This window comes from Shimia sp., from assembly GCF_022448905.1.
Taxonomy (GTDB): Bacteria; Pseudomonadota; Alphaproteobacteria; order Rhodobacterales; family Rhodobacteraceae; genus Shimia.
In genome coordinates this window covers 1-26,737 of the sequence record NZ_JAKVCW010000022.1, presented here as the reverse complement: position 1 = coordinate 26,737, position 26,737 = coordinate 1, and the positions used below count along the sequence as shown (strand labels likewise).

General features: G+C 55.7%; 29 protein-coding genes. 13 read left to right on the top strand and 16 right to left on the bottom strand.

Annotated features, from left to right (window positions below; genetic code table 11):
* The first annotated feature begins 3 nt into the window (after window positions 1-3).
* From MK208_RS19620 to MK208_RS21115, 5 genes are all read left to right on the top strand, one after another.
* Window positions 4-1,047 carry an iron ABC transporter permease gene (locus tag MK208_RS19620; RefSeq protein ID WP_294119341.1) on the top strand — a complete coding sequence of 348 codons (1,044 nt, stop codon included), beginning with the start codon at window positions 4-6 and terminating at the stop codon, window positions 1,045-1,047.
* Window positions 1,048-1,418: 371 nt separating this feature from the next.
* Entirely contained in the window at window positions 1,419-2,552 is a 1,134-nt protein-coding gene (locus MK208_RS19615; RefSeq protein ID WP_294119340.1) for a cobalamin-independent methionine synthase II family protein, read from the top strand.
* 152 nt (window positions 2,553-2,704) lie between these two features.
* A complete protein-coding gene (locus MK208_RS19610; RefSeq protein ID WP_294119339.1) occupies window positions 2,705-3,871 on the top strand; it encodes an iron-containing alcohol dehydrogenase in 1,167 nt (388 codons plus the stop codon).
* Window positions 3,872-3,933: 62 nt separating this feature from the next.
* Window positions 3,934-4,278 carry a glutathione S-transferase N-terminal domain-containing protein gene (locus MK208_RS19605; protein ID WP_294119337.1) on the top strand — a complete coding sequence of 115 codons (345 nt, stop codon included), beginning with the start codon at window positions 3,934-3,936 and terminating at the stop codon, window positions 4,276-4,278.
* Window positions 4,279-4,314: 36 nt separating this feature from the next.
* Entirely contained in the window at window positions 4,315-4,662 is a 348-nt protein-coding gene (locus MK208_RS21115; RefSeq protein WP_366011450.1) for a glutathione S-transferase family protein, read from the top strand.
* Window positions 4,663-4,772: 110 nt separating this feature from the next.
* On the opposite strand, the gene MK208_RS19600 is transcribed toward MK208_RS21115, so the two are convergent.
* Genes MK208_RS19600 through hisI form a run of 3 tightly spaced genes read right to left on the bottom strand, consistent with a single transcriptional unit; the run spans window position 4,773 to window position 6,218 of the window.
* Entirely contained in the window at window positions 4,773-5,024 is a 252-nt protein-coding gene (locus MK208_RS19600; protein WP_294119335.1) for a hypothetical protein, read from the bottom strand.
* 2 nt (window positions 5,025-5,026) lie between these two features.
* Complete coding sequence (ribD, locus tag MK208_RS19595) at window positions 5,027-5,734, bottom strand: bifunctional diaminohydroxyphosphoribosylaminopyrimidine deaminase/5-amino-6-(5-phosphoribosylamino)uracil reductase RibD (RefSeq protein WP_294119332.1); 708 nt, start codon at window positions 5,732-5,734, stop codon at window positions 5,027-5,029.
* Between the two features lie 10 nt (window positions 5,735-5,744).
* A complete protein-coding gene (gene hisI, locus MK208_RS19590; RefSeq protein ID WP_294119331.1) occupies window positions 5,745-6,218 on the bottom strand; it encodes a phosphoribosyl-AMP cyclohydrolase in 474 nt (157 codons plus the stop codon).
* An 82-nt stretch (window positions 6,219-6,300) separates the two neighbouring features.
* Between hisI and MK208_RS19585 the strand changes: the two genes are divergently transcribed.
* From MK208_RS19585 to MK208_RS19555, 7 genes are all read left to right on the top strand, one after another.
* Window positions 6,301-7,380 carry a GTP-binding protein gene (locus MK208_RS19585; RefSeq protein WP_294119330.1) on the top strand — a complete coding sequence of 360 codons (1,080 nt, stop codon included), beginning with the start codon at window positions 6,301-6,303 and terminating at the stop codon, window positions 7,378-7,380.
* A gap of 3 nt (window positions 7,381-7,383) precedes the next feature.
* On the top strand, window positions 7,384-8,724 hold the full coding sequence (cysS, locus tag MK208_RS19580) for a cysteine--tRNA ligase (RefSeq protein WP_294119328.1): 1,341 nt from the start codon (window positions 7,384-7,386) through the stop codon (window positions 8,722-8,724).
* Window positions 8,721-8,966, top strand: coding sequence for a membrane protein insertion efficiency factor YidD (gene yidD / locus MK208_RS19575; RefSeq protein WP_294119326.1), 246 nt, complete (start codon window positions 8,721-8,723; stop codon window positions 8,964-8,966). The genes cysS and yidD overlap by 4 nt, the downstream gene beginning before the upstream one ends.
* Window positions 8,967-8,979: 13 nt before the next feature.
* A complete protein-coding gene (locus MK208_RS19570; RefSeq protein ID WP_294119324.1) occupies window positions 8,980-9,372 on the top strand; it encodes a transcriptional repressor in 393 nt (130 codons plus the stop codon).
* Between the two features lie 18 nt (window positions 9,373-9,390).
* Window positions 9,391-10,725 (top strand): dihydroorotase, encoded by a 1,335-nt coding sequence (locus MK208_RS19565; protein ID WP_294119322.1) that lies wholly within the window; start codon window positions 9,391-9,393, stop codon window positions 10,723-10,725.
* Between the two features lie 113 nt (window positions 10,726-10,838).
* Window positions 10,839-11,867 (top strand): betaine--homocysteine S-methyltransferase, encoded by a 1,029-nt coding sequence (gene bmt, locus MK208_RS19560; protein WP_294119321.1) that lies wholly within the window; start codon window positions 10,839-10,841, stop codon window positions 11,865-11,867.
* Window positions 11,868-11,876: 9 nt separating this feature from the next.
* On the top strand, window positions 11,877-12,734 hold the full coding sequence (locus MK208_RS19555) for a homocysteine S-methyltransferase family protein (RefSeq protein WP_294119320.1): 858 nt from the start codon (window positions 11,877-11,879) through the stop codon (window positions 12,732-12,734).
* 4 nt (window positions 12,735-12,738) lie between these two features.
* Here MK208_RS19555 and cdd read toward each other — a convergent pair whose 3' ends face one another.
* The 13 genes from cdd to MK208_RS19490 all read right to left on the bottom strand — a co-directional run bounded on the left by cdd (window position 12,739) and on the right by MK208_RS19490 (window position 25,298).
* A complete protein-coding gene (gene cdd / locus MK208_RS19550) occupies window positions 12,739-13,152 on the bottom strand; it encodes a cytidine deaminase (protein WP_294119319.1) in 414 nt (137 codons plus the stop codon).
* A 1,373-nt stretch (window positions 13,153-14,525) separates the two neighbouring features.
* The gene (locus MK208_RS19545) at window positions 14,526-14,786 is read right to left on the bottom strand and encodes a hypothetical protein (RefSeq protein WP_294119318.1); all 261 of its coding nucleotides are present in this window, start codon (window positions 14,784-14,786) and stop codon (window positions 14,526-14,528) included.
* Window positions 14,787-14,902: 116 nt separating this feature from the next.
* Window positions 14,903-15,130 carry a hypothetical protein gene (locus MK208_RS19540; protein ID WP_294119317.1) on the bottom strand — a complete coding sequence of 76 codons (228 nt, stop codon included), beginning with the start codon at window positions 15,128-15,130 and terminating at the stop codon, window positions 14,903-14,905.
* Window positions 15,130-15,813 (bottom strand): lysozyme, encoded by a 684-nt coding sequence (locus MK208_RS19535; RefSeq protein ID WP_294119316.1) that lies wholly within the window; start codon window positions 15,811-15,813, stop codon window positions 15,130-15,132. Before MK208_RS19535 ends, MK208_RS19540 begins: the two co-directional genes overlap by 1 nt.
* A 643-nt stretch (window positions 15,814-16,456) precedes the next feature.
* Window positions 16,457-17,761: an FAD-dependent oxidoreductase gene (locus tag MK208_RS19530; protein WP_294119315.1), complete on the bottom strand. Its 1,305-nt coding sequence runs from the start codon at window positions 17,759-17,761 to the stop codon at window positions 16,457-16,459.
* A 936-nt stretch (window positions 17,762-18,697) separates the two neighbouring features.
* Entirely contained in the window at window positions 18,698-19,786 is a 1,089-nt protein-coding gene (locus tag MK208_RS19525; protein ID WP_294119314.1) for a GlxA family transcriptional regulator, read from the bottom strand.
* A 514-nt stretch (window positions 19,787-20,300) separates the two neighbouring features.
* Complete coding sequence (locus MK208_RS19520; protein WP_294119313.1) at window positions 20,301-21,548, bottom strand: multidrug effflux MFS transporter; 1,248 nt, start codon at window positions 21,546-21,548, stop codon at window positions 20,301-20,303.
* A 176-nt stretch (window positions 21,549-21,724) separates the two neighbouring features.
* A complete protein-coding gene (locus MK208_RS19515) occupies window positions 21,725-21,880 on the bottom strand; it encodes a hypothetical protein (RefSeq protein ID WP_294119312.1) in 156 nt (51 codons plus the stop codon).
* Window positions 21,881-21,917: 37 nt separating this feature from the next.
* Window positions 21,918-23,003, bottom strand: coding sequence for an NAD(P)/FAD-dependent oxidoreductase (locus MK208_RS19510; RefSeq protein ID WP_294119311.1), 1,086 nt, complete (start codon window positions 23,001-23,003; stop codon window positions 21,918-21,920).
* Window positions 23,003-23,689 (bottom strand): SDR family oxidoreductase, encoded by a 687-nt coding sequence (locus tag MK208_RS19505; RefSeq protein ID WP_294119310.1) that lies wholly within the window; start codon window positions 23,687-23,689, stop codon window positions 23,003-23,005. The genes MK208_RS19510 and MK208_RS19505 overlap by 1 nt, the downstream gene beginning before the upstream one ends.
* Window positions 23,690-23,704: 15 nt before the next feature.
* Window positions 23,705-24,376: a cupin domain-containing protein gene (locus MK208_RS19500; protein WP_294119309.1), complete on the bottom strand. Its 672-nt coding sequence runs from the start codon at window positions 24,374-24,376 to the stop codon at window positions 23,705-23,707.
* A 14-nt stretch (window positions 24,377-24,390) separates the two neighbouring features.
* On the bottom strand, window positions 24,391-24,570 hold the full coding sequence (locus MK208_RS19495; RefSeq protein WP_294119307.1) for a hypothetical protein: 180 nt from the start codon (window positions 24,568-24,570) through the stop codon (window positions 24,391-24,393).
* Window positions 24,571-24,596: 26 nt separating this feature from the next.
* Window positions 24,597-25,298, bottom strand: a complete 702-nt coding sequence (locus tag MK208_RS19490) for a type 1 glutamine amidotransferase domain-containing protein (protein ID WP_294119306.1) — start codon at window positions 25,296-25,298, stop codon at window positions 24,597-24,599.
* Between the two features lie 118 nt (window positions 25,299-25,416).
* On the opposite strand from MK208_RS19490, the gene MK208_RS19485 reads away from it, so the two are divergent.
* The gene (locus MK208_RS19485; RefSeq protein ID WP_294119305.1) at window positions 25,417-25,947 is read left to right on the top strand and encodes a TetR/AcrR family transcriptional regulator; all 531 of its coding nucleotides are present in this window, start codon (window positions 25,417-25,419) and stop codon (window positions 25,945-25,947) included.
* The last annotated feature ends 790 nt before the right edge of the window (window positions 25,948-26,737 follow it).

Sequence of the window (26,737 nt, the reverse complement as noted above, 5' to 3'; positions counted from 1 at the left end):
TCCATGAGCGTTGTCGCCCTCCGGCTGCGTCGCTTTATGGTGGGGCGGCACGTAGTCCTCGCAGTGGGTGGGCTGGTTGCCCTTCTTGCCTCTCTTTCCATCGCCGTGTCGGTTGGAGCGGTCTCTGTTCCGACTGGCACTGTGTGGGGCGTTCTGGCAAACAAGCTCTCTCCTAGTCTTTTTGAACCGACCTGGAGCAAGGGTCGTGAGGCTATTGTCTGGGATATTCGCTTTCCGAGGGCATTGCTCGCCATCCTTGTTGGTGCTGGTCTCGCTGTCGTTGGTGCGAGCCTGCAAGCAGTGACACGAAATCAACTCGCAGATCCGCACCTGCTCGGGATTTCTTCCGGAGGGGCGTTCGGAGCGATCTTCGCCCTTTTGCATTCGGGACTTTTCCTTGGACTGTTGACTGTACCGCTTTTGGCCTTCGCTGGCGCGCTGGTGGCGACTTTCATTGTACTGGGGGTATCTCGGCTCACTGACGCCGCAAGCGCTGACCGCTTGGTACTCGCAGGGGTCGCTGTCTCCTTCATCATCATGGCGGGGGCGAACGGTCTGATATTCCTGGGCGAGCCTCACGCATCGCACATTGTAGTGTTCTGGATGTTGGGCGGTCTGGGGTTGGCGCAATGGGACCACTTGGTCTATCCGCTGTCGATCTTGATCTTGTGCGGCGCATGGCTGATGAGCCGGACCGCCGAACTCAACGCGATGACGGTCGGTGACGAAACGGCTTCGACGCTCGGCATCCCAGTTGCTCGATTCCGTCTGCTCGTATTTGTGGTTGGTGCAATAATCACCGGTGTCATGGTCGCTTTCTCCGGCATCATCGGCTTTGTCGGATTGATGGTCCCGCATATCGCGCGGATGATCGTAGGGGGCGACTATACACGAGTACTGCCAGCATCCGCTTTGATCGGCGCAATCTTCCTTCTCTGGGCAGACATAGCTGCACGGACGATTATGGCACCCGAGGATATGCCAATTGGCATCGTCACTGGGCTAATAGGTGGAGTGTTCTTCGTGTGGCTTTTGGGTCGGCGTTAGGCCAGAAGTCCTTCGAGAGTCGTTGGCAAGCGGACATTCGTTTCGCGTGCAGCATTTGGAACTAAGGGCTCGGGGCCGTCATCGCGGTGTAGCGCCGTATCGGTCATTTTGGGCTCGTAGCTGCCGATCGCCGCAACTTGGTTAAACGGCGCCAATGCGAGACAAACCCGACCTTGCACTTTAGCCCTTCGCTCGCGCAGCGTCCGTATGCGCTTGTACCACCTTTCTTACTGCTATGCTAAACACGCCTTCAAAGAATTCACCGATTGTGCTTTGCAAAGCGATCTACGTATTGAAATAATCAGACCAAGCTCGAGGCTGTATCAGTCATTCGCTTTGCCCAATTCAAGTAAAAAGGAAGCACCAAATCTATGCCACTTCTCACCACGCACGTCGGGTCACTTCCACGAACTCAAGAAGTCGTGGATTTCTTGTTCGCTAGAGAGCGCGGAGAAACATACGACCAAGCGCAGTTTGATGCGACGATGACCAAGGCGGTCGATGAAAACGTGCGCCGCCAAGTCGAGGCTGGCGTCGACATTGTCAGTGACGGCGAAGCTTCGAAGATCTCGTACTCAACCTACGTCAAAGATCGTTACACAGGGTTTTCCGGGGACAGCCCGCGCAATGCGCCCGCAGATCTCAAGCTCTTCCCCAGCTATATGGAACGGCTTTCAAAGAGCGGTGGTACGGCCACCTATTCTCGCCCGCAATGCACAGGTGAGATCATGTCTATGGGGCATGACGACCTAAATAAGGACATCGCAAACCTCAAGGCTGCCATGGAGAAACATGGCGTTAAGCGTGGGTTCATGAATGCGGCTTCTCCTGGCGTGGTCGCATTGTTTTTGCCCAACCAACATTACCCGTCTCGCGAGGCGTATCTTGAAGCGTTGGCCGACGCCTTGAAGGCCGAATACGAAACGATTGTGGCCGCAGGATTGGATGTCCAACTAGATTGCCCAGACCTAGCTCTCTCCAGGCAGATGCTCTTCTCGGAGCTCTCCGATGATGAATTCATCAAGATTGCCAAGGTGAACGTCGAGGTGATGAACCATGCGTTGCGCGATGTCCCACGCGAAAAGGTCCGCGTACACGCCTGTTGGGGGAACTATGAAGGCCCGCATGTGTTGGACCTTGCGATGGACAAAGTGTTCAGCACGTTGATGTCCATCGACGCCAAGTATCTCTCATTTGAGAATGCCAATCCGCGCCATGGTCACGAGTGGAAGGTTTTCCGCGCCCGCAAGGACGAGATACCGGAAGACAAAGTTCTACTGCCAGGTGTTATCGACACGACGACTAACTTCGTCGAGCACCCCGAGCTTGTCGCGGATCGGTTGGCCCGTTTCACTGATATCGTTGGCGAAGATCGTGTAATTGCTTGTAGCGACTGCGGGTTTGGAACCTTTGCAGGGTACGGCGCGGTAGACCCCGAGATTGCTTATGCAAAGCTTGGAGCCATGGCCGAGGGCGCTTCGCTGAAGGTCGCTGAGCCCGTCTAACAACAGATCCGCCCGGCTTGGTATTTTGCGGACTTGCGTGGTTTGGACAAATTACGTCGGTTCCAGCACTGATCCCGCCTAGGCCGTCTGATGTGTTGAGCACAAGTATGAGGCGTGAGTTCGCCCCGCCAGAGTTTTCACAAGAGGGAAGTATGCAGAAATTCAATATGGGGCATGTTCCTCCGGTCGCGTTTGGCAACGGGCGCATGTCCAATGTGCCAGAAATAGCGGCGCGTTTGGGGCAAGGGCCGGTACTTGTCATTGCGGATGCGGTTCTTGCTGACCTTGGCGTCACCGATCAACTGGCTCAAGTACTTGGCTCAAAGGGAAAGTCGTTTGAGGTTGCTGCGACTGTCTCGGGCGAGCCAAAAGAAGCGCTTGTGAACGATCTGTGCGAGCAGGCGCGTGCGCTAGACGCAGCCGTGATCGTGGGAATGGGCGGGGGCGCCGCGATGGACGCCGCCAAGCTTACAGCAGCCATTGCGCGATCGGGCCAACGCGCAGAAACCTTTGCGCTGGCGGCGCAACCTTTGCCGGGAAACGCCATTCCTTCGATCGCTATTCCGACCACGGCAGGGACCGGGTCTGAGGTTACGCGAACGTCGGTTATTTCAAGGGCAGATGGTTCCAAGATCTGGTTCTGGGGGGAGGAGTTGATGTTCTCTCAGGCAGTACTAGACCCACAGTTGACCCTCAGTTTACCGCCCCACATTACGGCATGGACTGGAATTGACGCCGTCGCGCACGCACTTGAAGGCGCGACGTCTCGCACCACCAGCCCAGCTGGCCAGCTTTACGGGCTCGAAGCGCTGCGTATTTTGACCGATGATCTTCCAAAGGTCGTGGACGACGGCTCTAATCTCGAAGCACGGGGTCGTGTTCTTTGGGCAAGCTTGGTCGCCGGACTGGCTTTGCACAATTGCAACACGCATATAGGTCACAATATCAGCCACGCCCTTGGCTCGATTGTTCGTATCCATCACGGGTTGGCGACAGGCCTTGCGCTGGAAGCAAGCCTGCCATGGCTCACTGCCCGGCCCGAGGGGGCGTCGAACTATGCAATGGCCTCTAGGGCAATGGCGGGTGAGGAAACGGCTGACGCGCTGCCTGGTCGGATGTCGGCGTTGATGCGTGCGTGCGGGATTGCGCCTGAGTTGCCCGCGGAATGCGCCGGTGTTTCCAAAACGGAATTGGCCGTCGAAATGAAGAACGACGCGAATATCGGCATGGCGCAAAACTCTGCATGTCCGATGACGCATGAGGATATCGACGAACTGGCTGGCTTGATGATGCAGAAAGGCGTCGCCGCCGCTGCTTAGCCGCCTTTGAACCGGTTTACGAAACCGCCGTCGGGACAACACACGAGACGCTATCCAAATTTATGAGCTATGTTCTGTTTTCCTTTCCTGATTGCGCGAGCCATGTCATCCGCATGGCTCTCGAGGAAATAGGCGCAGCTTACCGAGATGAAGTCGTTGATATGCATCGAGGTGCACATCAAAGCCCTGAATTCCTAAAGCTAAATCCACGTGGGATGGTTCCTGTTCTTGCCGACGAAAGCACTGGTGTCACCCTGTCTGAAACCGGTGCGATCCTTCAGTATTTGACAGAGCAAGAGGGAGCACTTTCTCCAGCTATTTCAGACCGCGCTCAGCGAGCCTTGTTCCTAAAAACGCTCTACTTCCTGTCGAACACACTGCATGCAGATGCCCAAATCCAATACTAAACAGAGCGATACGTTGGTGAAAGCCGAGCCGAAAGCGTGCGGCCATTCATCAAAAAGCGTATGAGGTCACACTACGAGATCTTGGATGCCCAAATAAGAGACACTGGTGGGCCATGGTTACTGGGCGCGAACTTGAGCGTTTGTGATTTCTATTTGGCTGGCTGCGTGCGTTGGTCGTTGGTCGCTCCAAGGCACGACCCGCTAGAACGGGGCGCAGTGACGTCGCTGCCAAATCTGCGAGCACTGCTGGAACGTTTAGAGACGCGAGATAGTGTCATCCGCGCTTTCGCGGCGGAAGACACGCCCAGATCCGCGTTCTTCTTGGGCCCCGTCCGATCAGAAAGAACCCGGAACGCAGGCAACATGCCTTGGGATTTAGGCTAAAGCGCAAGCAGGTAAGACCAGACCAATCTTGGAACACGCTTTTGCATCCTCGGTAGAGGCGCGCCTGAGGTCAAAGTCGCTGTAGCTTTGAGGCATCACCGGAAGCGTTCTCAAAAAATCGTCAGAATGTCGTTTTGTCTGATGTCCGAGGCCTGCTTATGAATCAACGCGCTGATCTCACGAAAGCCCAGAGAAACGATCCGAATTTCAGTTGCCGGACCCTCACATCCCGGATCGGTACATACCGTCTCTCGCACCGACACCAAACACTGAACGCCTCCGCCCAACTGCTCGCGCACCAATCGCTTGACCCGATGTGTGTGCCAAAAGCCTTGGGCCTTGTGCATGAGTGCCTTCTGCATGGCTAGGTGCCTACTTCGCCGAGAGGCATTGCCATCTGCGCCGCATCACTACGCGCAGGGACCTCCGCATGGGCTTGGAATTCGCGCCAAAACCTATCGAGTTTAGGGATTGCCACCGTGGTGAGGCCAAGGTTCCCCATCCACCTGAGCAGATGATGCGGGTTTTTGAGGTCGCTCTCCATGGTTCCGGAACGGGTTGTGAGAACCACCTTAGTCTCGCCTGATACCAAAACAGCGTCTGTCCCGTCGGGGATCGCGTCTCCGCTTTCCAACGAAACAACCAACTCTGGCACGCCAAAATGAACGCGATGGAAAAAGCCGGACATCATTGCCTCAGCGTCTGCACTGCAAACTCCAACCACAACATCAATTCCAGCCTCCTGGAGCGTCGCAAATCCGCCGCCATTTACGCGTGGATCGGGATCTTGAACGGCGCAAACCACACGCGCAATGCCTGCACCGATGATCGCGTCCGTACACGGCGGCGTTCTTCCCCAATGGCAGCACGGCTCCAGCGTCACAAAGAGCGTGGCTCCGTCTGCCATTTGACCGGCTTGCTCAATCGCCTTGCGCTCTGCATGGGGACGGCCGCCGGGATGTGTGGCCGCCTCAGAAACAACTGCGCCGTGTTTTACAATCACGCAGCCCACAGGTGGGTTAGGCCAAACGTGACCTCGCACCTCACGCGCCAAGACCAATGCGCGTTCCATCCATGCTTGATCAGAGTTGGGTTGGGTTCGGGACATCACCATAAACCTTCATGGGATCAAAGGTCTTGTCGCTTTCCACAAATTGAAGCGGTTGCCCTGCGTTTTCAGCTGTTGGCACAGCGCGGTAGAAACAGGACCGATATCCAACATGACAGGACGCGCCGGACCCGGCGACCTCTACCTTGAGCCAGACCGCATCTTGGTCGTCATCAATTCGCGCCTCAACAACCTTTTGCACCAAATCTGACGTCGCGCCCTTGTGCCAAAGCACCTGGCGCGCGCGGCTGAAGTAATGCGCTTCCCCAGTTTCAATCGTGAGCTTCAGGGCTTCGTCATTCATCCAGCCCAGCATCAGCACCTCACCACTCTGCGCATCCGTAGTGATGCACGGCATCAACCCATGGCTATCGAATTTGGGGGCGAAGTCTGTGCTTTCCTCGACTTGTTCAACGGACGTTCGAGACTGGAATTCGATTTCGCTCATAGGATCGCCTTGTGAAGTGTTACTTTATAACATAATGCTATTCGCGCAGAATCGCAGGATTGTAAAGAGGACGAGCACGCCCATGGACACCACAGGCACGCGTATCCCGGTCACTTTGCTGACAGGCTTTCTTGGCGCCGGGAAGACCACCGTTTTGAACCACTTGATCAATGACCCAGAAGCAGGCCGGATTGCTGTGATCGTGAACGAATTCGGCGCGGCTGGCCTTGACCATGATTTGATCGAAGCGTCGACCGAGGAAACGATCCTCATGCAGTCGGGATGTCTCTGCTGCACGTTCCGCGGCGATATCTCAAAGACCCTCGGCGCGCTCATGGCGCGCAAGAAGCGCAATGAACTCAGCTTTGACCGGATCGTTATTGAGACGACGGGCATCGCAGATCCCGCCCCGATCTTACAAACGTTGGTTATGGACGATCTGATTGCGCCTTATTTCCGGATGGACGGCGTGGTCACGCTTGCCGATGCTGCGGCTGGCCCCGCAACGCTGGACGCCCATTCCGAAGCCGTCAGCCAGATTGCCATGGCAGATCGTATTGTCGTCACGAAAACAGATTTGGTATCGGAGGATGATGTCGCTGCTTTTGAAACCCGTCTGGCCGATCTGAACGGCAGGGCCAAGCCCATTACTGCAGATCGCGGCGCTGTGCCGGTCGGCGGTTTGTTTGGGATTTCGGCGATGCGCGAAGATGTCTCGGCAGAGGACATCGCAGCCTGGATTGGCAACAGCAGCGCGCCACAGGACGCCGCGAATGGCACAGCCTTTCAAGCGCGTCATGACCATTGCATAACCTCAGCCTCCATCGAGATCGAAGCGCCAATTTCTGCCAATGCGTTCGACTTTTGGCTCGACATGCTGCTCGCGTTTAAGGGTCCCGACATCTTACGCATGAAAGGCATTGTGCACGTTGATGACATGCCTTGGCCTTTTGTCTTCCACGGCGTGCAACACATCTTTGATGCGCCTGTTCCGCTGAAAAACTGGAGCGGGCAAGATGCGACCAGCCGGGTCGTCGTGATTGCTCGAAACATGAGCCAGGACGACCTTGACGCCAGCCTGAACATGCTCCGTATGAAGCCAAAGGAAGTCGAAACAACCGCCGACGGAATGGTCCACGAAACCGCCCCGATGCCGTTCTGACAGATGCTGCAGTTATTCAATTCCATGGGTCGCAAGGTTGAGCCGTTTGTTCCAAGTGATCCCGAACACGCGCGGATGTATGTCTGCGGCCCAACGGTGTATTCATACGCGCATATCGGCAATGCACGACCGGCAGTTGTTTTCGACGTTCTGGCGCGGGTGCTACGCAGGCAAGTGCCAAAGCTCACCTATGCCCGCAACATCACCGATGTGGACGACAAGATCATCGCCGCGGCGGCTTCGAGAGCGGTGAGTTGCGACGCGATTTCAACGGAGTTCACGAAGGCCTATCACGAAGACCTTGCAGCGCTGGGTGTCGCCCCACCGGACATTGAGCCGCACGCGACGGCGCATATCGCGCCAATGATCGAGATGATTGAAGGCCTCATCGCAGAGGGCAAAGCCTACGCGGCGGAGGGTCATGTGCTCTATCACATTCCCGCCTTCCCGGACTACGGCAGGCTCTCAGGTGCGAACCCAGACGAGATGCTTGCGGGGGCGCGGGTAGAGGTCGCACCGTGGAAGCGGGACCCGCGCGATTTTGTACTTTGGAAGCCATCCGACGCCGACCAACCCGGCTGGGAGAGCCCGTGGGGCTTTGGACGCCCCGGCTGGCACATTGAGTGTTCTGCCATGATCCGCGCGCATTTGGGCGAGCAGATTGACATCCACGGCGGCGGCATTGATCTGCGCTTCCCGCATCATGAAAACGAGATTGCACAAGGCACCAAGGCACGGTTCTGGGTCCACAATGGCCATGTGACCGTGTCAGGGGCGAAGATGTCCAAGTCGCTCGGCAATGTTCTCTTGGTGCGCGATCTCTTGAAGGAAGCTCCCGGCGAGGCGATCCGCTATGCGCTCCTATCCGCACACTATCGCCAACCGCTCGACTGGACGCCAGAGACACCAAAGGCCGCGCGCTCGGCGCTGAACCGGCTCTACGGCACGCTGCGCGATCAGCCGGCGGCAGAGCCATCGCCGGATGATATGGCCCCTGTGCTGACCGCGCTTGATGATGACTTGAACACGCCGGCTGCCTTCGCCGCGCTGCATGCACTTGCCGCACAAGTGCATTCTGAAGCCGACCCAAGCCGCCGCGCCCAGATCGCGGCAGGCCTGCGCGAGGCGGGCAGTTTCCTTGGTCTCCTTCAGCAGGATCCAATTGCTTGGGCGCATGCGGGCGCTGGCGAGGTCGATCACATCGAAGCGCTGGTTGCTCAGCGGGCGCAAGCGCGCTTTGATCGCGATTGGTCGCGTGCCGACGAATTGCGCGATCAACTACTAGAGATGGGCGTAGAAGTTGAAGACTCTGGCCGCGAGAGCCGTTGGAGGATGCGCGCATGAGGGCTTTCTTTGTGCGGCTCCTTATCCTTCCAATCCGTGGCTATCGGTTGATCCTGTCGCCTTGGATTGGGCATTCTTGCCGCTTTCAACCAAGCTGTTCTGTCTATGCGATCGAAGCCCTGGAAACCCATGGGCCCGTCCGTGGGCTTTGGTTGACGCTTCACCGTCTGGCACGCTGTAATCCATGGGGCGGGTCAGGGTTCGATCCTGTGCCGCCTGTCGACAACCCGCGCATGAAATGAAGCGAGGTGTTCCATGACAAAACGCGGTGAACAAATGCGGGCAGAGATACTCGCCGTGCTGCGAGAGGCTGATGGTGCCATGTCCGCCTACGACGTGCTGCATCGGTTGCAGGCGTCACATCCAAAAATCGCGCCACCGACGGTTTACAATGCGCTGGCTGCACTTACCAAGACCGGTCGCGTTCATCGGGTCGAATCCCTCAAGGCCTACATCGCTTGCCAATGCGATGGCACTCACAAATTGGCTGTGCTGTCCATCTGTGACGGATGCGGAACTGTCGAAGAACGCACCGCCCCGCGCCTTGTCGAAAACCTCTCTGGCTTCGTTGAAGAAACGGGGTTCATGCCACAGCGACATGTCATTGAGGTGCATGGTCTGTGCTCTTCCTGTAGCTCAAATGCCTAAACTCTGGGTCCAAAACACATGAATAGCTTTGATACGATTTTTCGACGCGGAACTGTCGTCAACCATCACGGCGTCCATGAGACAGATATTGGGGTAGATAACGGACATATTACAGCTTTGGGTAACTTGTCGCGCGCAGCATCGAAAACCGTGGTGGATTGCAAGGGCCTGCACATTCTTCCGGGCGTTATCGATACACAGGTTCATTTCCGCGAGCCGGGTTTGACGCACAAAGAAGACCTTGAAACCGGCTCACGCGGGGCGGTCATGGGCGGTGTGACAGGTGTGTTTGAGATGCCCAACACGAACCCGCTCACAACGACGCGCGAGGCCTTTGACGCCAAGATTGCGGCGGGAACAAACCGCATGCACTGCGATTTTGCTTTCTATGTGGGTGGAACCCACGCGAACGTCTCGGAGCTTCCTTTCCTGGAAAAACTGCCGGGGTGTGCCGGAGTAAAGGTCTTTATGGGATCCTCGACAGGGGCACTTTTGGTCCAAGACGATGACGGTGTTGAGGCGATTCTGAGGGCGATCACCCGTCGTGCAGCGTTCCACAGCGAAGATGAATACATGCTGGAAGAGCGCAAGGACCTTCGTGTCCCAAGCGATCCATCAAGCCATCCTGTCTGGCGCTCGCCCGAGGTCGCGCTGAACTGCACCAAACGTCTTGTCGCATTGGCACACAAGACCGGTAAGCGGATTCACGTTTTGCACATTTCAACCGGGGAAGAGATCGCCTTTCTTGCGGACCATAAAGACGTCGCCAGCGTCGAAGTCACGCCCCATCACCTCACCCTCGATGATACTGCCTACGCGCGTCTTGGGACTTATGCCCAAATGAACCCGCCCGTACGCGACGAGTCACACCAGGATCAGATTTGGGCAGGTGTGGCGAATGGCGTCGCGGATATCCTGGGATCGGATCACGCACCGCACACCCGCGAGGAAAAAGAACATGCCTATCCAGACAGCCATTCTGGCATGACGGGTGTTCAGACCCTCGTGCCGACCATGTTAAACCACGTAAACGAAGGCAGGCTGAGCTTGGAAAGATTTGTCGATATGACAAGTCATGGGCCCAACCGCCTGTTTGGAATTGTTGGAAAGGGCCGCATCGCGGTTGGCTACGATGCTGATCTCACAATTGTGGACATGAAGCGGCGCGAGACCATTACCAATGATTGGATTGCATCCCGCGCGGGGTGGACGCCCTACGATGGTGTCACGGTCACCGGCTGGCCAGTGGGTACGATTGTTCGTGGCCATAAGGTCATGTGGGACGGCGAACTTGTGACGCCCAGTACCGGCCAGCCAATGCGCTTTTCTGAGGCGCTCACGGCTCAAACCTGAACCCTGAAAAAGCCACATGCACCTCATGTTCCTCATGAGGAAATTGAAATTGATTCATCTCGCTTGGCGTGCGAACGCAAAATGGTAATGGTTTGAGCAAGGGCGCCATTGTGATGGACTTTATCGAATTCTTGAATGAGCGCGATTGGCTCATGGCCGACGGGGCCACCGGTACCAATCTGTTCAACATGGGTCTGGAATCTGGCGATTGTCCAGAGCTGTGGAACGACACCAAGCCTGACAACATCCGTGCGCTCTATCCTGGCGCGGTCGAGGCTGGGTCGGACCTCTTCCTCACCAATTCGTTTGGCGCGAACCGCTCTCGTCTCAAGCTGCATGATGCAGGTGATCGCGCCTATGAACTGTCCAAACGGTCCGCGGAGCTCGGGCGCGAGATTGCTGACGCCGCAGGGCGTCCTGTGGTCGTCGCAGGCTCGGTTGGGCCAACCGGCGAGATCATGGAACCCGTAGGCGCGCTCAGCCACGCAGAAGCGGTCGACATCTTTGAAGAGACCGCACGTGGCCTCAAGGACGGCGGGGCGGACATCCTGTGGCTCGAGACGATATCAGCACCGGAGGAGTACAGCGCAGCCGCGGAAGCCTTCGCCAGTGTTGAGATGCCCTGGGTCGGGACCATGACGTTCGACACTGCGGGTCGCACAATGATGGGTGTCACGTCACCCGAATTGGTCGATTTGGTCAAAAACCTCGACAATCCGCCCGTCGCCTTCGGGGCCAATTGCGGGGTGGGTGCGTATGACTTGCTGCGCACTGTCTTGGGCTTTCACCAAGCATACCCCGAGATACCGATCGTCGCGAAGGGCAATGCAGGTATCCCGAAATACATTGATGGCGAAATCCACTATGATGGAACACCAGAGCTGATGGCAGAATATGCGGTCTTGGCCCGCGCGGCGGGTGCCAAAGTTATCGGCGGCTGTTGCGGCACGACCCCAGCACACTTGGAGAAAATGCGAGAGGCGCTCGACACGCAGGAGATCGGTGCCCGTCCAAGCCTAAAGGCGATCAGCACAGCCCTTGGCGCGTTTTCCTCCGAAAGCGACGGCACCGATGTCGAGGTGGCACGTCCCAAGCGCGAACGGCGGGGTCGGAGGAAATCTGCAACGCCAACGGCAGCATAGAAACGTATCATGATCACCATTCTGGATGGCGGCATGGGCCAAGAGCTCATTGCGCGAAGTGCGGCTCGACCAACGCCTCTTTGGGCGACCAAAGTGCTTTTGGACGAGCCAGAACTTGTGCGGGCGGTGCATGACGATTTCTTTGCTGCAGGCGCCATGGTGGCGACCACCAACAGCTATGCCATCCATCATGACCGGCTGATCGCCGCCGGGCTTGATGAACAGTTCGAACCGCTTCACCGTGCCGCGTGTGAGATTGCGTGTGCGTCTCGTGACGCCGCAGAAGTTGGGAGTGTGGCGGGGGCGATTGGCCCTTTGTTCGGATCCTATCAGACCGGCCCACTGCCGCACGACGCGGTAGACCGCTTTGCTGAGATTTGCCGCATCCAAGCCCCGTATGTGGATCATTTCCTGATCGAGACGGTCTCTGCCTTGGCCCACGTTGATGCAACGCTTGAGGGCGCAACCGGGCATGAAAAGCCCATTTGGCTCAGCGTGTCCGTCGATGACTATGACGGCACGAAGTTACGCTCGGGAGAGCCTCTCGAACACGTGATGGACCGCATCGACCGAGCGGACGCCTTGCTTGTCAATTGCGCTACCCCCGAAGCGGTAACAATGGCCGTAGACGTCATCAAAGGCTGCGGGAAACCCTTTGGTGCTTACGCAAACAGTTTCACTGAAATCACCCAGAGTTTCGTCCAGGTGGGTGCGACCGTTCAAGAATTGTCAGCGCGTACAGATCTAACGCCAGCAGCCTATGCCGATTTTGCGGAGGACTGGGCTCAGATGGAAGCGACCATCATAGGCGGCTGCTGTGAAGTTGGACCTGCGCACATCGCGGAAATCGTGCGGCGGCTGACCTGACCTCTTAACTGCGGGCCATGTATCCGGCATCAAAAGCCCCGGGTAGCAGGTCACCGATCGTTGTGGCTTCTTCTTTGCCGTCGGTGGTGCCCATCCAAACGGTCACATCGTTTTTGCCAAACTCTTTTAAGCGCTGTCGGCAGGCACCGCAGGGCGGCACAGGTTCTGGCGAGTCTGCAATGACATAGGCCTCAATGACTTCGGTCTCCCCTGCGACAATCATGGCAGCAAGCGCCGCTTCCTCAGCGCAAGTGCCCACTGGATAGGCGACATTCTCAACATTTGCTCCGATGTAGATCTTCCCAGATGCTCCGCGCATGGCGGCGCCAACCTTGAAGTTCGAATAAGGCGCATAAGCGTTCTCGCGAGCGGCGGCGGCTGCTTCACGAAGGTCAGGTACCGAATTTGGCATCAGCATTGAAGACTACTCCTTTTGGGTTGAACTTGGTCAAACCTCACGGAAATGAGGGCGGCATAAATCATATGCCAAAGCTTACTTGCGCAGCTCTTTCGTTGGAATACCCATCTGTAGCGTTAATGGTCGGCTGGTTTTCCTGCTGCACAGTAGTGCCGCTTGGCTCGCATCTGCAGAAATTTCCATGCTGCAAGCGCTCGCAGCATCATTTAAGGACTTCCGCTATGGGCTCTAAGCCGCCATGCGGCAGTGCGGCAGCGTGTCCGCAGCATAACTGCTCGCAAACCAAGGTTATCAACTGCTGGTACCAGCCCTTTCATGACATTCACATGAGGCTCAGAACGTTCTCCGCTGCAGGCGCAAAGCTGTAAGGCCGATTTCCCGAAAGCTGCCTTTCAATACTAAACCGCAGCGGTGCCGGATGCTGCGTGAGCCACCAATGGCAGCGATGCGCAGGTAGCTGACTTTGCAAAGTCGTCAAACTAGCCACCTATTGCCCCAGAATTCTATGAGCAATGCTGCGGCGCAGATCACCGAAGCAGTCGTTAGCTGCAGTTGCGAAGGTTCATGCCAAGCGAAATTGCATAATGCGGGACTTTTCTGCCTTTGGCGGAACCAACCCCGATCAGCAGGTGCAAAGAGTAGCTTAATTTACGCCAAATCCTGTCCAAGGATTGAGGAGTAGCTCAAATCGAACTAATTTGATCTGAATGACTGGTTCGATAATGGCCGAAAATGACCGGTATCTGTCATTGCGCGCCGGAGATATTCTTGAAATTTTCTTGTATATGACGACGAACGAAAATGTCCTCTCTGGACCTTCACCCACTACTAAGCGTGTAGTAGCGCTGGTATACGATGGCGCAAATGCAACAGACATAGTCGGTCCGTTGGATGTTCTGGCTGGTGTCCAACTTGCGCTTCGAACGTCAGACCAACCTTACAAAATAGAAGTTGTATCACTGAATGGCGGACCAATAACCACGGGACCTTCATGCGTTCAAATTTAGACGACCTCCCTGTCAAGTATCCGCGGTGGGGAGATCGATACTGTAATCACAACGCGAGGACAGACATGAAAAGGATGAAAGACTTCATGAAAAGACAACCTTGGTGGGGCGATCTGAAGGTCGCCCTTGTGTTATTAACAATTGCAGCAGGCGGCGCTTTGTTGGTTCTCAAGTCAATTCCAAGCACTTTAGCCACCGCGCCATAACGCCTCAGAAACCCGGCACGTTGCCTCAAACCGGTACCTGTAGCCCGGCTTTCACCCGATCAATTACGACATTGCTGTGGAACCGCCGAATGTTGGGATTGTCGTTGAACACCCGGCGGCTGAACTCCTCAGTGCCTTGGTTCTGCTGGGAGACGCGAAGTCAAACAGCTACGATGATATCAAGCGAATATTCCATTCCTGTAACGGCACTGCCATCCACGCGCATAACGTTGAAGAAAAGGAAGTCACTTGTAGAGCCGGTGACTGTGACGGCGAAATTGTCCGTTTTTTCGAGCTCGCCAAACTCGTATCGCCGCACTTGGCCCATGACAAATAAGGTGAGCCACGCAATAACCGACGCATGACAAATCGGGGATGGCTCACCATCCGCAGTGCCGTTCCCCATAACGGTTCTGGGCATCGATCGTTTCGGCGGTGCCGCGATTTCCTGTCACAACCACCGAAGCGACGTCGCGCTCAAACCGGATAGGCTCGGCAATGTCGCAGAAATCTCCAGCGGGAGATTGAGAGCATGCGCTAGTTACGAGTGAGGCGGTCAATAAGAGCGGTATCGTCTTGCGTCTCCACATCTCGATCTATCTCCTGTTTGCTTTGGATGGCATCAAGGCGGGCTTTGTTCCGCAGGGCTTCTGTTTTGCGCCTCTGATCGTTCTTCGCATCGATGCGAAGCCATGCAAGCAAGACGACCACAAACGCGCTGAGTGCGGCCCATACTGCCGCCTTGGAAGGTAGGAAGCGCAGCATCACCGCGCCCCTCCTGCCCACTTGCGAAGCCGCTCGCGCGCAATCCAGCCCAGCCCGATCAGCGCAACAGCAGAAAAGCCCAAGAGGATATACTGAGCCAAAGGGTCCAGCTTGCCCAATGCGGTTAGAACACCCCCTGCCCCCGCCGCCGCAGTACCAGCAACGGCGCGGATCGTTGAGGACTGAGCCGGTGAACTGCGCTCCGCGTCTGCCTTGGGTGTTGCTTCAAGGATTGCAGCATCCGTAAGAAACAGTTCGCGCTCGGCCGCACGGCGGCGTGTAAGCCCGCGCAAGACCTTGCCACCAGCCTTGTTGAACCATGTCAGCGCTTCGGCAGCGCCCTCAATATCCCCCGCGTTGAAGCGGCGCAGGCAGGTAGATCGGCTGAACGCCCCAACGCCAATGTTATACGCGAGAGACAGCATCGCACCGAACTCATTGTCATTGGGCGCGCGACGGAACATGGGTCTGATTTGATCCGCAAAACGTTCAAGCCCCTCCCACAGCATTTGCTCCGCAAAGGGCTTGGTCCACGTTTCACCCACAGACACGCCAGGACCAAAGCCCGCGCTGTTGGTGTAGCCGTATCCAATGGTGAGTACGCCCACCGGATCGAGATACGCAGTCAGCTCAAGACCTTCAAAGCGCTTCACAAGGTCTAAGGTGGCTTGGTTTATGTTCATGTGTTTCTCCATAAAAAAACCCGCCAGAGGCGGGTGGGTTGAGGTTGATAACGAGATGCGCCAGCATGGAACGGCCTTCGAGGAAAGCTCCTAGAAGGCTCTGATGTTATCCAACAAGGAAGCCTGTTTGCTTTGTCTCCAGATCAAATGCCCCTGCGGTTACTACGGGACGACAACCAACGAGAAAGCGATTTCTCAGTTTTCAGAAGGCATTCGGCCACGCCTGCGTTGCTCACGCTGTAAAGGCACCCAAGACCTTGAAATTCGGATGGCTTGGAACCCAAGCGCTTCCGCGCTGGATGGTTGCCGCACAGAGCAAGAACACATCCCAGATGGTTAGCTTAGAGACCCTTTGAGCTGGTGAGATAGCAGGCTCGGCTAGATACCCCTTTTGCGTGAGCTTCCTATCAGACCCTATGGCAGCTATGCGCAGGAAGCTGACTTTGCAAAGTCCTGCGAACGGCCCATTACCGCCATCAGCAATTACCGTCGATGTTGCAGCGCGGCCCGCCATATGAGACCTTCGCTGCGATGGCGAGATCTCGACATGCTCCAAAGACTGGATTGCGAGACAAAGCTATCCCGACCATCCGACAATCGAACGTCCGCATTTTCGTAGATACCAGATTTGCTAGCCAAATCGTTACGGCACGTCGTGTTCAGGCAGTCTCAACCGGTTGATGCCTTGTTCGGACACGCGTTGAACAAGACGGGCCGTCGAGATTGCCTGAACGGCGATGTTTGATCGTATAGACATCGCTGCTGCCGTTCCGACGGCCTGACCCATCGCCATGCATTGTGGCATGCCGCGTACGGAGGCGAATGCGACCGAGTCTGCCGACAAAATGCGCCCCGCAAACATGAGGTTTGTTATCTCCTCAGGTACCAGAGACCGGAACGGAATTGTATAGTAATGCCCGGATTGGATGGCAGCGTGATGGGTCATGTCGCCCTTGGCGCGCATCACATCGTCGATAGGGTTGTCACACGCCACAATCCCATCCTCGAACTTGGTCGCACATGCCAGGTCCTCTCCCTTCAGGCGATACATGCCACGCAATTTGCGCGTCTCGCGCACGCCAACTGTTGGTGAAAGCATGGCCATATGCGCCTGTTCAAAACCCGGAACTTCAGTACGCAGGAACGCGGCCAACTGGTGGCACCTACGGCGACCTTCTTGTGTGGCAGCACTCACGGCCAACGGATCTGTGCCGTCCACACCGCGGACATGGACAGAGTTGCAAAAGACCGTGCCTTCATGAAAGCCTCGCATGAGGTACAGCTTCCGGAGATCGCTGTGCAACCTGCCATCTTCGACACCAATCTCTGCGTATTTTTGGAAATACGGGTCCGGATCGGCGAAAGCGCGGTCCCAGTCCGCGCCCATCATGAAGAAGGAAATCGTAACTGCCATCATGTTGCCTGACGCATCACCAAGAACGTAAGGCACACCTGCTTTGGCCGAGATGTCGCCGTCGCCCGAGCAATCAAGTACGATCTTCGGCTGAACAGTGAAGGGGCCATGCCGATCACAGCACGAGACGGATACAATCGTCGCACCGTCCATCTCTGGTTCAAGCGCGATGGTTCCCAGCCTGACACGCACACCCGCTTCTTCGAGCATCTCAAACATAGTGAGCGTCGCCACATCATGGTCGTAGATGATTTCGGGCCCGAAATTGTCTAGCGTGCAAGCGCGCTTCTCGGCGGCTGGCGGGTCCATCGATGCGAGGCGTTCTGTGAGTTCTTCAATTATGCCGCCGATAATCTGATCCATCGGATATGCGCCGCCCCAAGGCATACCAGGGCAGAAAGCCATAACGCCGCCGATTTTGCTGGTCGCTTCCAACAATGTGACCTGAAGACCTTCGCGCGCAGCAGAGATGGCAGCGCCGAAGCCGGCTGTTCCGCCGCCAATAACAAGGACTTCGGTGTGTTCTATCTTCATCGTTTTCTGACATCCCGCTTGTTGATAAAGCCGACCGTTCTGACATGACGCTGATCCGGCACAACCAATTCGTCAAGACAAGAAAGCTGCCGTTGTTGCAATGCGCGGCATTAGTCAATGTGGGCTCTAAGCCACCATGCGGCAGTACGACAGCGTGTCCGCAGCGAAACTGCGTGCGAACCAAGGTGGTCAACTGCTGGTGCCAGCAAAATACAGCCAATGAGAATAGCAGCCTAAATGAAACTCTGATCCATCTTAAGTTGGCCGCAAACTGGTCGAAAACGTAAGACCACCTCTGTCTTGCTAGCCATCAAGGGCAACTATGCGCAAGGAGCGGCATCAAACCGCGACACGTACAGTCCAATCACTGGCGCGTAGCTCATAACATCGGGTTTGATCAGTTTTTTCAGTGTTTCTTATAAATTTTTTCGAGAAGCATTATGCTGCTCGCATGAACGCGATCAATCTCGGACGACCAGGCCAAACTTGCGAGAACTGCACTGTAAATTTGCTTTGACAAAATGGACGTTGCGCAAGTGAAGTGATGCACACAGTCTCTGTAAATTTTTTTTTCATAGATCCCTGATCCTGTGTTTAGTCCACAATCAAGGATCAATACTGGTAAGTGATAATCCATCATTTTCAGAAGCCTAAAGTGACTTTCTAGTCTGTGTATATTATTCTGATCCATGCAAATAACTACAATTGCAGTCCGTTCCGGGTCCTCAGAGATGCTCGAGAAAAGATCGTCCAGACACTTTGATCGATTGATCTGAAATCCAAGTGTATCCAAGATGATTGAAATTTGAGAAAAGTGCTCTTCGGAGCTTACAACCATATCTACTTGGTTACTCCTAAAGTTAGATGCATCATAGTATTCAACGCCTACTAGATTTTCCAGATTTGCCTGAAAAGAGTTTTTAATTCCAAATTGTGTCAAGGCAATTCTCTATTTCTGTTGCGGTATTGTGTAGGTGAGACTTGAAAAGAGCGTATGAAGCTTCGTCGAAACTGATGTGAACTTGTAAAGCCAGCGTCTCTAGAGATTTCGTCTAGAGATTTTTGAGACAGCTCTAGTTCGCTTTTTGCTCTAAATAACCGGAGTGTTTGTATGTATTTTGATGGCGTTTGACCAACTTCTTTAGTAAATCTTCGATGGAAGTTCCTTGCGCTCATCGAACTATATCTTGCCATTGACTCGACAGTAATACTTGATTCAAGGTTCTCTTGGGCCCACAGCATAACCCTCTCTATTGGTCCAGTGATTGATTGAACTGACGGCAAGAGACAACTGAACTGCGATTGACCGCCTGGCCGTTTTAGAAACATAACCCAATATTGAGCGACGGTTAGAGCTATACGCGGGCCGAAATGGAGCTGAACAAGCGCCAGAGCAAGGTCCATTCCTGCTGTAATACCTGCAGATGTGAATATTTTTCCGTCTTGAATGTAGATTTTGTCATCTTCAACGGTGACGTCTGGGAACTTTTGTCTTAACTTTTCTGCCCATGCCCAGTGTGTCGTGGCTCTTCGTTCTTTTAGAAGCCCTGCTTCCGCTAATAGAAAGGCGCCCGTGCATATGCTAGCTGTGTGCGTTGATTGAGCGGCAAGTTCTTCAATTGCTAATCGCATTTTAGATTGTTTCGCCACCTCCATGGCAGTTTCGCCACCAGGAACTAGCAGAATATCGATATCCCCACCGCGGATACTTGACAGGGGGATCGTCTGAATTTGAACGCATGAAGGTCCCGTGGTTATTGGCCCGCCATTCAGTGATACAACTTCTATTTTGTAAGGTTGGTCTGACGTTCGAAGCGCAAGTTGGACACCAGCCAGAACATCCAACGGACCGACTATGTCTGTTGCATTTGCGCCATCGTATACCAGCGCTACTACACGCTTAGTAGTGGGTGAAGGTCCAGAGAGGACATTTTCGTTCGTCGTCATATACAAGAAAATTTCAAGAATATCTCCGGCGCGCAATGACAGATACCGGTCATTTTCGGCCATTATCGAACCAGTCATTCAGATCAAATTAGTTCGATTTGAGCTACTCCTCAATCCTTGGACAGGATTTGGCGTAAATTAAGCTACTCTTTGCACCTGCTGATCGGGGTTGGTTCCGCCAAAGGCAGAAAAGTCCCGCATTATGCAATTTCGCTTGGCATGAACCTTCGCAACTGCAGCTAACGACTGCTTCGGTGATCTGCGCCGCAGCATTGCTCATAGAATTCTGGGGCAATAGGTGGCTAGTTTGACGACTTTGCAAAGTCAGCTACCTGCGCATCGCTGCCATTGGTGGCTCACGCAGCATCCGGCACCGCTGCGGTTTAGTATTGAAAGGCAGCTTTCGGGAAATCGGCCTTACAGCTTTGCGCCTGCAGCGGAGAACGTTCTGAGCCTCATGTGAATGTCATGAAAGGGCTGCCTACCGTCATTTATGGTGGCGTCATCTCAGCTATAGCAGCAAAATTAGGCGCTGCACTGCCGCAGTGCAGCTCCGAGCCCATTTTGCAGAATGCTGCACTTCGACCGAATGTCAGCTTTTGGCGGAGGGCAATAACATCAGGATCAGGGCTATGGCTCCGCAGATAGCGTACCCCAGAAAGATGGGATAGAGACTCATATTGTAGCTGAATCCGATTGCGCCCGCCGCGACAGCACCCACGAGCGTCAATACTGACGCCGTTACAGCAGCTGCGAGCCCTGCAATATGCCCCAGTTTTTCCAGTGCGATTGCATTGAAGTTACCGAACGTCAGACCAAGAAGGAAGAGTGCTGGACAGTTTGCGCTCATGAACAGCCAGAGCGGCGGAAGATCACCCATGATCATCATCATGCCCATAAAGGCGAGTGACCAAATGATCAGCCCTGAGACTGCAAGAACACAAATCCGATCCATGGCGAAGCGTTTCACAAGGCGCGCGTTGGTCAGTGTTGCGACCGATATAAAAAGCGCTGCGCAGCCAAATAGGACGGCGTAAAGAGTTCCGACTTCATAAGTTTCCTGAAAGAGTTGCTGCGAGGAGTTGATATATCCCATAAGCGCACCATAGCAGAGACCACCTGCCACAGTGAATGCCATGGCCCGTCGTTCCGTCAGGACTTCGAGAACAGCAGCAGCGAATTTGCCGACCCGAAAGGTGCGTTTCTCCAGAATCGTTTCGGGCTGCCGGCGAAGAAGCCACAAGGCTCCACCGACACAAACGACCGACAGAAGCGTGAACAATCCACGCCAGGGCATTACTAGCAACAAAGCCTGGCCGAGCGATGGAGCAAGAACTGGTACCATGATGAAGATGCCCATGATAATGGACATCACGCGCGCCATCGCGGCACCTTCGAAGCGGTCGCGGATCAGCGCCACGGTGACAATCCGGGGCCCTGCGGCTCCCGCGCCCTGCAACAGGCGGCCCGCTATGAGCGTCTCGAAAGTCGTTGCCATTGCGCAGATCAAACCGCCGACAGCGAAGAAGGCTGCGCCAATGACGATAGCCGGTCGGCGGCCTATGCTGTCCGACATTGGCCCGAACACCAACTGACCCGCCGCCAACCCCAAAAACAAGGCAACGATCACCATCTGGCGTCGGTTGCTTTCCACGCCAAGCTCCGATGCCATGTCCCCGAGCGCGGGCAACATCACGTCTATCGACAACGCAATTGTTGCCATCAAGACGGTTGCCATCGCGATAAACTCGGGGCGGTCTGGTTGCCTGGCCGGTTGCATTGCGCTGAGATCAATAATGCATAAGGCAGACATTGACCATCGGTGTTTGAACAACGGCACTGTCCCGCTCCTTTCCCGTTCGATGACAATTGGCGGCTGCACCTGCGGCGAAGGGCGGCTTTTCCAAGTGCGCGTGCGGCACGAAACCTCTGTAAAGCCCTAAAATCCGACGATTTTGCAAATTCTGCTTTCTGCGCAATGCTGCCGTCGGCGCCTGGCCGAGGTGGACCTCTTGGTCAGTGATTAGAGATGAAACTGCCGGATGCCCGCTCCCAGCCCGAAGCAGACGTGATCCGCATCGTTGCTGGTTCCAGTCCAAACCCAAAGGTGGGCAGATTCCGGAAGTTGGCTGCGCGTTGCTCAAAGGTCTGCAACGCGGACACTGCCGACATTTGAGCAATGTCCGCTTCGGGGGCTAGCATTTTGTCTTTAGGCACTCATAGACGCCACCAAAGGGAGGGTCTTGGACAGTCCTTCGGCTGTCTCCAGCGCGCCTTCAAGGAAGCCCCCATAGCCGTGGGCGGTCTCCGTGGAGCCGAAGTAGAGGCCTTTCTGCGCCAACGGACGTAATTCGTGCGGCAAGCCATAGCTTGGGTGGCGGCTGACGGGCCGTCGGTCTTGCGCGCGGGCGATCTCGGGAACGGTCGCCCAGTCTTGCAGGATCAAGTCGCGCGGGTTGCCCATCTCGGGGCCAAACAGCGCAACGAGTTGCTCCTGGGCAAGCTTCATCACCTCGTCCCGATGAACCTCTCTGGCATCCGCGGGCACGCCCACAAAACCAAACAGTGCGTAAGGCCCACCGTTCATTGGCGAGGCGTCGTGGATTTCGAACATCGGCCCGCAGTGGCTCATCGCGTCGCCAGAGAGGCCAGCGTTGCGCCAGTGCGGCTCGTCATAGACGGCAACAATTTTCGCCTGACCCGCCATCCATGTGGGGACATTCTTGAGCGATTGAAGTTGCGCGGCATCCAGTGCGGGCTCGAACGTCACGTTGTCCGCAACCACGCGTGGCGGAACAGCCAGAATGATCTGACGTGCCTTAATGGTTGTCGCTGACCCATCTTGGATGACGGTCGCTGTTATACCGTCCGAGCCATGGGCAACCGTGTCGAGCCTGGCGTTCGTGAGGATCTTGTTTTCATCCAACGAATTGGCCAGCCCATCAATCAAAGCGCCCATCCCGCCGTCCAAGCGGTACGACCCTTGCATCGAGGCATAGCCCCGCCCGCGTTGAACGGCACCTGTTTGGTCCTGATACATCAGATCGCCGGTTGAGAACTGCTCGAAGACGGGGATGTTGAACCGCCGGGAAAGTGCGGCCATGCGCGGTTGGCCAGGCCAAAACCAGGCTGGGCCAAGATCGAACCGGCCACCCGCGATGTCTTTGGTCATGATCCGACCTCCCAAGCGTTCCTGCGCCTCTACAAGCAAGAAGTCAGTGCCCTGCTGGGCCAAGTGATCCGCCAGAGCGAGGCCTGACAGGCCGCCGCCCACTATGAGAATGTCTGTTTGCATCAGAATGCCTCCCCCATAGGTCTGAGATCCAGCTCATGGGTCCAAGTAGATTTCGGTTGGTTGGCGAGGTCCAGATAGACCTGCGCGATGTCTTCAGGTTTCATCATCCGGGCGGGGTCCATGCCATGCAGGTCTCGGCTGGCTTCGGTGTCGACAATCCCGTCCAGGATCACATGTGCCACGTGGATGCCCTTCGGCCCGTATTCCCGCGCCAATGATTGTGTCAGCGCCCGAAGCGCGGCCTTTGCAGCAGCGAACGCCGCAAAGTTCTTGCCCCCGCGCAAGCTGGCCGTCGCGCCCGAGACGATGAATGTTCCGCCGCCGGTTTCGACCATGCCGGGCAACACGCCCTTGGCAAGGTTCACCGCCGAAAGAACCATCGACCGCCAGGTTGCTTCGAAGTCGTCAACCGAGGTGTTCTCAAAGTCAGAAATCACCAACTTGGCTGTGTTATGAACCACCAGCTTGGGCGCGCCATGGGTGCCGTTCAGATCGAGCAATTTGCGCGCGGTGAGATGAGCGTTCGCGAGATCCACAGCTAGGATCGTCTCCTTGGCGCCGTTGGGCACCGTACGGTTCAGCCCAAAAGCGATGTAGCCATTGTCATTGAAGCTTGAGACCAAGGTTCGGCCAAGCCCTGCCCCGGCCCCCGCGACAATCGCGAGGGATGCGCTTTGAGCAGCCATGTCGTTTTCCTCCGGTTAAGTGGGCGCGGTTGGTGCCTCGGCCAGATGGTCAGATTTGATCCAGAGGCGTGCACCTTCCGGACCTGCGATTGCGTTCAATGGCATACCCGCGGGAAGCCTCAGCCAAGAGTTCTTCGCAAACTCTTCGCCACTTTCGACAAATGTGCCCTCTATCACCAGCGCCTCGAACCCCTTGTGGTCGTTGTCCGCAATGGAGGCATTGGCGTCCCACACCTCAATGCGCACGCGCTCGCGAGCATCTTGAAACAGCGGGATTTCGGCCACGCCGTCGCGGACGGGCTGCGGCGTCTCGGCCATCGAGTCGATGGTCACTTGATTGCGGTCGTCCATGTTGAATTGCCAGAGTTTGACAAAAATCGTGGCGCCTGGGGCCGAACTGGGGGTATGCGACGATGTCGGCGGGTTGCGCACATAGGTGCCAACGGGGAAATCGCCATGTTCGTCCTGAAAGACGCCATCGAGCACCAGATACTCCTCACCGCCTGTGTGGGTGTGAGCAGAAAAGGCGCTGCCGGGCGCGTAACGCACGATCGTGGTGGCCCGTGCGACCTCGTCGCCGATCCGGTCCAGCATCCGACGGTCCACCCCTTTCATCGGCGAGGCGACCCAGGGCTCCTGATCTGAATGCACGACGGCGCGTTCGTCAAAGTTTGCGTTGAGTTCCATTTCTGTCACCTTTCTCAAAGGTTGATTTTCATACCTACAGCGATGGGCACCACCCGCTCGCCATAGGACCGTTCAAGGGCGTTCGTTGCCCGCCAGCCGGTGCAATGCCCCGGCAGAATAAGGTCGATGTCAAACTGCTCAAAGTCCGCGACAGTTTCTTCGATGATCAGCTCATTGAGGCACCGGGGCGGCATTTGTTACCGCCCCGATGGGGTGTCGTTCATGCCGCCAAACGCGCTTTGAGCGCTTCGGCGAGCGGCGGTGCAGAGGCAGGGCTCTGACCGGTCATCAACGCGCCGTCCTCGACAACGTTGGCCTCCCAGTTGGCCTTGCTGATATAGTTGGCACCGCGGCCCTTCAGCTCGTCCTCAAGCGAGAACAGCAGGTGATGCAGAAGCTCGATCTCGCTGTCCTCGGCGTTCTTAAAGCCAGTCAGATCGACGCCATTGACCAAGTACTCGCCGTTCGAGAGCTTGATGTCGCGCAGGATGGCGGGCGCGTGACAGACCATCGCCACGGGCCGGTCGCTTTCGTAGAAGTCCCGGATCATCTTGATCGCGTAGCTGTCGCTCGCCAGATCCCAGATCAGTCCATAGCCGCCCGGCACAAAGAGCGCGTCGAAGGTCGAGTAGTCGATCTCGCGCAGCTTACGAGTGTTCTGAGCCGCGAACATCGCCACAGGATCATTGAAGAAGCGTTCGGTGTATTCCGTCGTGAAGGGGGCTTTCATCGAGAGCAGATCAATCGGCGCCGCGCCGCCCTCGGGCGAGGCAAAGACGACCTCATATCCAGCTTCGGTCAGGATGTAGTAGGGCGCCGCCAGTTCGGTGAACCAGGTGCCGGTCTGCTTACCCGAAATGCCCATCTCGTCGACCGACGACATCACAAGCAGCACGCGCTTTTGTTGGTTTCCAGTAGCCATTGTCAGAGTTCCTTTCTGCATCTACCTATCAGTTGGTAGGTATTGAATTAGAGGTTGACCCTGCTTCTGTCAACGGCTATCTATCAATCGATAGGTAAATGAGTGTAGGCCCATGACAATGAAAGAGAAAATTCTTGAGGCCGCCGAGAAGCGTGTGCGAGGCGTGGGCTTTGCCGAGATGAGTTTCCGCGATCTGGCTAGAGACGTGGGAATCAAAAGCGCAAGCGTGCACTACCACTTTCCGACCAAGCCAGACCTCGGTGAGGCCCTCGTCACGCGTTACGCGGAGCAGTTTAAAGAAGAACTCGACAGGATCGACCAAATCGAGCTGCGCGCGGCGCTGGACGCTTTCGTGGGGCTCTATTCAAAGGCGCTTGTGTTGGGGGAGTCCATTTGCCTTTGCGCCGTAATGGGCGCCGAGGCCATTGGACTGCCGGAAAATGTGAACGCACGTACAAAAGCGTTCTTTGAAATGAACAAGGCGTGGCTGGAAACGCTGCTGACCGAACACGGCGTCGAACATGCTGCTGAAACCGCTAACCTGATCGTTGCCGCCCTTGAAGGCGGCATGATCGTGGCTTCGACGTCAAAAAACCGAGCGATCTTCGAGCAAGTTGCAGAAGCAGCCATTCGCTGCGTTGCAAATTAGGGCCCAGTTGGGCTCATAGGCGCCGTTTGCTGCAAGACACTCTAATGGCTGCTTTGGGCCGGTCACGTCTTCGGGCCTGGCTGGCCGCTGCGACTTTGCAAAGGGCGCTATCTGCGCAAAACGGATACTCGGTGCGATCGAGCTGCAATCGCAGCGAAGTGGCGCTTCTTCCGCGACGCGGACTTTAACGGTCGTGCCAGTGCTGCATCGCGTGTGAAGGACGGCTTTGAGGAAGTCGCACCGCAGCGACAGTTGTACCAATGAACAGCAGGTCTGGGGCGAAAAGGCAGAAAGCGCTGCGATATATGGCAGTCTACGCACTTCCTGCCTTTTCCATCGAAGCTCTAGAAAGATCATGGACGCTCATTCTTATTAAGAATGGGCGGAATCCCTATTAGGATTCATGCGGCAATGGACTGAGAATATGCAGCTTGTAGTTTGGATGAAGTGCTACCTTGTGCTTGGCTCTATTTGCGAGGGAAGCGATTGTCCGCTTCAAGCCAGCCACAACATAACTCCCGACACAATTAAACTCAACGTGGTATGAAATGTGGTATTTCGCCACAACTATTTCTTTTAGTGACACAATAACAAACACTTAACGGAATTGTAAATCAGCCTTCGTCTCCGCCACCTTCATTTTTATTCCTTTGATTTCAGAGGTTTAGGTTTGAAATTGGCGAACCGATCAGATGGGTTCGCCAGCTTTCCGTCATTTCTTTTTGCCGAACTTCTTCTGTCCGTCGTCAAAGTTTTTGGAACCAAAAGCGGCGTGAACTAAGAGAGTGTT